This window comes from Synechococcus sp. BA-120 BA3, from assembly GCF_034931285.1.
GTDB lineage: Bacteria > Cyanobacteriota > Cyanobacteriia > PCC-6307 > Cyanobiaceae > Cyanobium.
Window position 1 is genome coordinate 1 of sequence record NZ_JAYGHZ010000383.1, and the last position, 4,117, is coordinate 4,117.

General features: G+C 70.6%; 4 protein-coding genes, 2 tRNA genes and 1 pseudogene. 4 read left to right on the forward strand and 3 right to left on the reverse strand.

Annotation, left to right across the window (positions count from 1 at the left end; translation table 11 throughout):
* From VB737_RS15410 to VB737_RS15420, 3 genes and pseudogenes are all read right to left on the reverse strand, one after another.
* Positions 1 to 341 (reverse strand): annotated as a pseudogene (locus tag VB737_RS15410) (hypothetical protein); the annotation flags it as partial.
* Entirely contained in the window at positions 338 to 628 is a 291-nt protein-coding gene (locus VB737_RS15415; RefSeq protein WP_500314257.1) for a DUF8653 family protein, read from the reverse strand. The gene VB737_RS15415 and the pseudogene VB737_RS15410, both read right to left, overlap by 4 nt.
* Positions 597 to 680, reverse strand: a tRNA-Leu gene (locus VB737_RS15420). The genes VB737_RS15415 and VB737_RS15420 overlap by 32 nt, the downstream gene beginning before the upstream one ends.
* Before the next feature lie 175 nt (positions 681 to 855).
* Between VB737_RS15420 and murA the strand changes: the two genes are divergently transcribed.
* The 4 genes from murA to VB737_RS15440 form a co-directional block, all read left to right on the forward strand.
* Complete coding sequence (murA, locus tag VB737_RS15425; protein WP_254948286.1) at positions 856 to 2,163, forward strand: UDP-N-acetylglucosamine 1-carboxyvinyltransferase; 1,308 nt, start codon at positions 856 to 858, stop codon at positions 2,161 to 2,163.
* 12 nt (positions 2,164 to 2,175) lie between these two features.
* Positions 2,176 to 2,257 (forward strand) — tRNA-Leu (locus VB737_RS15430).
* 38 nt (positions 2,258 to 2,295) lie between these two features.
* Positions 2,296 to 3,474, forward strand: a complete 1,179-nt coding sequence (locus VB737_RS15435; protein ID WP_500314259.1) for an aspartate aminotransferase family protein — start codon at positions 2,296 to 2,298, stop codon at positions 3,472 to 3,474.
* 13 nt (positions 3,475 to 3,487) lie between these two features.
* Positions 3,488 to 4,117: folylpolyglutamate synthase/dihydrofolate synthase family protein (locus tag VB737_RS15440; RefSeq protein ID WP_500314260.1), on the forward strand; the 630-nt coding region annotated here is incomplete at its 3' end.

The following is a 4,117-nucleotide window of genomic DNA, read 5'->3' on the forward strand; positions in this document are numbered from 1 at the left end:
AGGGTGAGCAGCACCCCGTCGGGGTGGCCGGTGGTGGCGGCGGCGGCCAGCACCTCGGAGCTGGCGATCCGCAGCCGGGCGGGATCCGGCAGCCGCTCCAGCAGGGCGCCATGGCGGGCTAGCCAGTCGGCGGTGGCCAGCAGCTGGCGGGGCCGAAGACCCAGGGCGAGGGCCTCCTGCAGCAGGTGGGTTCCCTCCAGCAGGATCAGGCCCTGCTCCTGCCGGCCGCTGGGCCGGTGCAGGCGCCGCAGGGCCTGGACAAGAGGGTTGCGGACACTGCGGATCGGCTCGCCGCCCGAGGGGAGGCCGCGGAGGTCAGGGGAGGGACCCGGGACTGTCAGATGGTCTTGCGGCGCCGGAGCTTGAGTTGGTCGTGGATGACCAGGTCATCGTCGCTGAGATCGAGCCCCTTGAAGGCCGCCACCTCGCCACGGATGCCCTCCGCCTTGAGGTTGGCCACCAGACGGTCGATCACGATGTCCTCCACCTTGTTCTGGTCGTACTCGTCCGGAGTCAGACGCTCCAGAAACCGGCCGATATTCGCGGCAACGACATCAGAAGCATTAGTGATCTTGAGGACAATCATAAAAAAATTATGCGGATGGGGAGACTTGAACTCCCACGACATTGCTGCCACTAGTACCTGAAACTAGCGCGTCTACCAATTCCGCCACATCCGCGGGCGTGTAGCCGCCACGGAGGCCGTGGCGCTGAACGGAGCATAAATCATCAGCGGCGGCCCCCCACCGGACCATGGCGCCAATGGGTGGCAAGACAGTTTGAGCGGCGACCCCCTAGACGACGGGATCATTCGTTGTCAAGATGCCCCCGAAATTGATACCAGGACTCCTGTCCATGACCGTATCCCCCATGCCTGTCAAGGCCATCGCCGGCACCAGGCTGGAGATCAGTGGTGGACGGCGTCTGGACGGGGAACTGAGGGTCAGCGGCGCCAAGAATTCGGCCCTGGTGCTGATGGCCGCCTGTCTGCTCACCGAGGACGGGCTGCGGCTCAGCAACGTGCCTCCCCTGACCGACATCACGGCCATGGGGGAGATCCTCTCCGCCCTCGGGGTGCGGGTGCAGCGCGGCGGCGACGCGATCGTGCTCCATGGCGACCACATCACCACCGCCGCCCCGCCCTATGAGCTGGTCAACAGCCTGCGGGCCAGCTTCTTCTGCATCGGCCCCCTGCTGGCCCGCATGGGCATGGCCCAGGTGCCCCTGCCGGGCGGCTGCCAGATCGGCACCCGGCCGGTGGTGGAACACGTCAAGGGACTCAAGGCCCTCGGCGCCCAGGTCACCATCGAGCACGGCGTGGTCACCGCCGTGGTGCCCGGCCGCCAGCGCCGCCTCACCGGCGGCCACATCCACCTGGATTGCCCCAGCGTCGGCGCCACCGAGACCCTGATGATGGCGGCGGCCCTCGCCGACGGCGAGACGGTCATCGACAACGCCGCCCAGGAGCCGGAGGTGATCGACCTGGCCCGGCTGCTGCTGGCCATGGGGGCCAAGGTGCGCGGCGCCGGCACCCCCACGATCACCATCGTCGGTGTGGAGCGGCTCCACGGCGCCGACTACGCCGTCATCCCCGACCGCATCGAGGCCGGCACCTTCCTGCTGGCCGGCGCCATCACCCGTTCCCGGCTGCGGGTGTTCCCCGCCCTGCCCGAGCACCTGGGCGCCGTGATCACCAAGCTCGAGGAGGCGGGCTGCCGCATCGAGGCCGACGGCCAGGGCCTGATCCTCACCGCCAGCAAGGTGCGGGCGGTGGATCTGCGCACCCAGCCCTTCCCAGGCTTCCCCACCGATCTGCAGGCCCCGTTCATGGCCCTGCTGGCCACCGCCGAGGGAACCAGCATGGTGGTCGAGAACATCTTCGAGAACCGTCTCCAGCACGTGGCCGAGCTGCAGCGCATGGGCGCCTCGATCCGCATGCAGGGCAACACCGCCTGCGTCGAGGGGGTGGCCCGGCTGAGCGGCGCCCCCGTCCATGGCACCGACCTGCGCGCCTCCGCCGCCATGGTGCTGGCGGGCCTCGCCGCCGACGGCATCACCACCGTGCGGGGCCTGGAATATCTCGACCGGGGCTATGCCGATCTGGAGGGCAAGCTCAACGCCGCCGGCGCCTCGATCCGCAGGCTGCCCACCCCCGCCGCCTAGAGTCCGACCCGCGGGAGCGTGCCGGAATTGGTAGACGGACTCGACTCAAAATCGAGCGCCTTCGGGCATGTGGGTTCGAGTCCCACCGCTCCCATCCAGCCGGCACCTGTCGCGCCGTCACTCGCCCCGGTGATGGACACCTACGGGCGCTATCCCCTGGCGCTGATGCGGGGCAAGGGCGTCTGGCTCTGGGATCACGAGGGCCGGCGCTATCTCGACATGGTGGCCGGCATCGCCGTCTGCACCCTGGGCCACAGCGATCCGGTGCTGCAGCGGCGGCTCTGCCGGCAACTGGGCCGTCTCCAGCACGTCTCCAACCTGTATCGGATCCCGGAGCAGGAGGCCCTGGCCGCGGCCATCACCGCCCGCAGCTGCGCCGACCGGGTCTTCTTCTGCAATTCCGGCGCCGAAGCCAACGAGGCGGCCATCAAGCTGGCCCGCAAGCACGGCCACCAGGTGCGCGGCATCGCCGATCCGCTGATCCTCACCGCCGAGGCCAGCTTCCACGGCCGCACCCTGGCGGCGGTGACCGCCACGGGCCAGCCCAAGTACCACCAGGGCTTCGAGCCCATGGTGTCGGGCTTCCGCTACTTCCCCTACAACGACATCGCCCGCTTCGAAGCGCTGCTGGCGTCCTGTGAAGCCGAAGGTCCCCGGGTGGCGGCGGTGCTGCTCGAACCGATCCAGGGCGAAGGCGGGGTCAACCCCGGCGATCCGGCCTTCTTCCGGCGCGTGCGGGAGCTCTGCGATGCCCACCGCATCCTGCTCATCTTCGACGAGGTGCAGATCGGCGTCGGCCGCAGCGGCCACTGGTGGGGCTACGAACAGCTCGGGGTCGAGCCCGATGCCCTGACCATGGCCAAGGGCCTCGGTGGCGGCATCCCCATCGGTGCCCTGGCGGTGAAGGCCGCGGCCGACCACTTCCGCCCGGGCGACCACGCCAGCACCTTCGGCGGCAACCCCTTCGCCTGTCGCGCCGGCCTCACGGTGATCGAGGAGATCGAACGCCGGGGCCTGCTGGCGAAGGTCAGCGCCAACGGTGCGCTGCTCCAGTCCCTGCTCCAGGAGCTGGTGGCCCGGCACCCCGATCGGCTGGCCGGCGAGCGTGGCTGGGGTCTGCTGCGGGGCCTGGTGCTGCGCGAGGGCGGGCCCACGGCGCCGGAGATCGTCAAGGCGGCCATGGCCGAAGGCCTGCTGCTGGTGCCGGCCGGCCCCGGGGTGGTGCGGTTCGTGCCGCCGCTGGTGATCAAGCCCCGCCAGCTGCGCAAGGCGGTGAAGCGCCTGGAGAAAGCTCTCAGCAGCCTGGCCTGATCCCTTCCTGTCCGTGCCGTCCCCGCTGCCCCCTCCGGTTGACCTCGGCGACCTGCTCGAACCCTTCGCCCGCCGCGGCGTCGACCTGGGCCTGGAGCGGCTGGCCGGCGCCCTGGCCGAGGGGGGCCACCCGGAGCGGTGCTTCGCCGCCGCCCAGGTGGCCGGCACCAACGGCAAGGGCTCGATCTGCACCGTCCTGCACGCGATCCTGCGGGCCGCCGGCGTGCACGTGGGCACCTATCGCTCCCCCCATCTGGTGAGCTGGTGCGAGCGCATCCAGGTCAATGACGCCTGGATCACGCCCAGCACCCTGCGGGAGAGCCTGGCCCGCTGGCAGCCCCTGGCCCGCCAGCACCGGCTCACCCCCTTCGAGCTGATCACGGCGGCGGCCTTCGAGCACTTCGCCCGCGAACGGGTGGATCTGGCCGTGCTGGAAGTGGGCCTGGGGGGACGGCTCGATGCCACCACCGTCCACCCCAGCCGGCCGGTGATCGGCTTCGGGGCCATCGGCCTCGACCACCGCGAACATCTGGGCGACACCCTGGCCGCGACCGCCGCCGAGAAGGCCGCCGTGATGGGACCGGGCTGCCGGGCCGTCAGCTGCGCCCAGGAGCCCGAAGCCCGCCCGGGACTGGAGGCGGAA

What these genes read in the sequence shown, in the direction of transcription:
- VB737_RS15435 (WP_500314259.1), top strand. Translation starts at nt 2,296, where the DNA reads ATGGACACCTACGGGCGCTATCCCCTGGCGCTGATGCGGGGCAAGGGC.
- VB737_RS15415 (WP_500314257.1), bottom strand. Translation starts at nt 628, where the DNA reads ATGTCGTGGGAGTTCAAGTCTCCCCATCCGCATAATTTTTTTATGATT.
- murA (WP_254948286.1), top strand. Translation starts at nt 856, where the DNA reads ATGACCGTATCCCCCATGCCTGTCAAGGCCATCGCCGGCACCAGGCTG.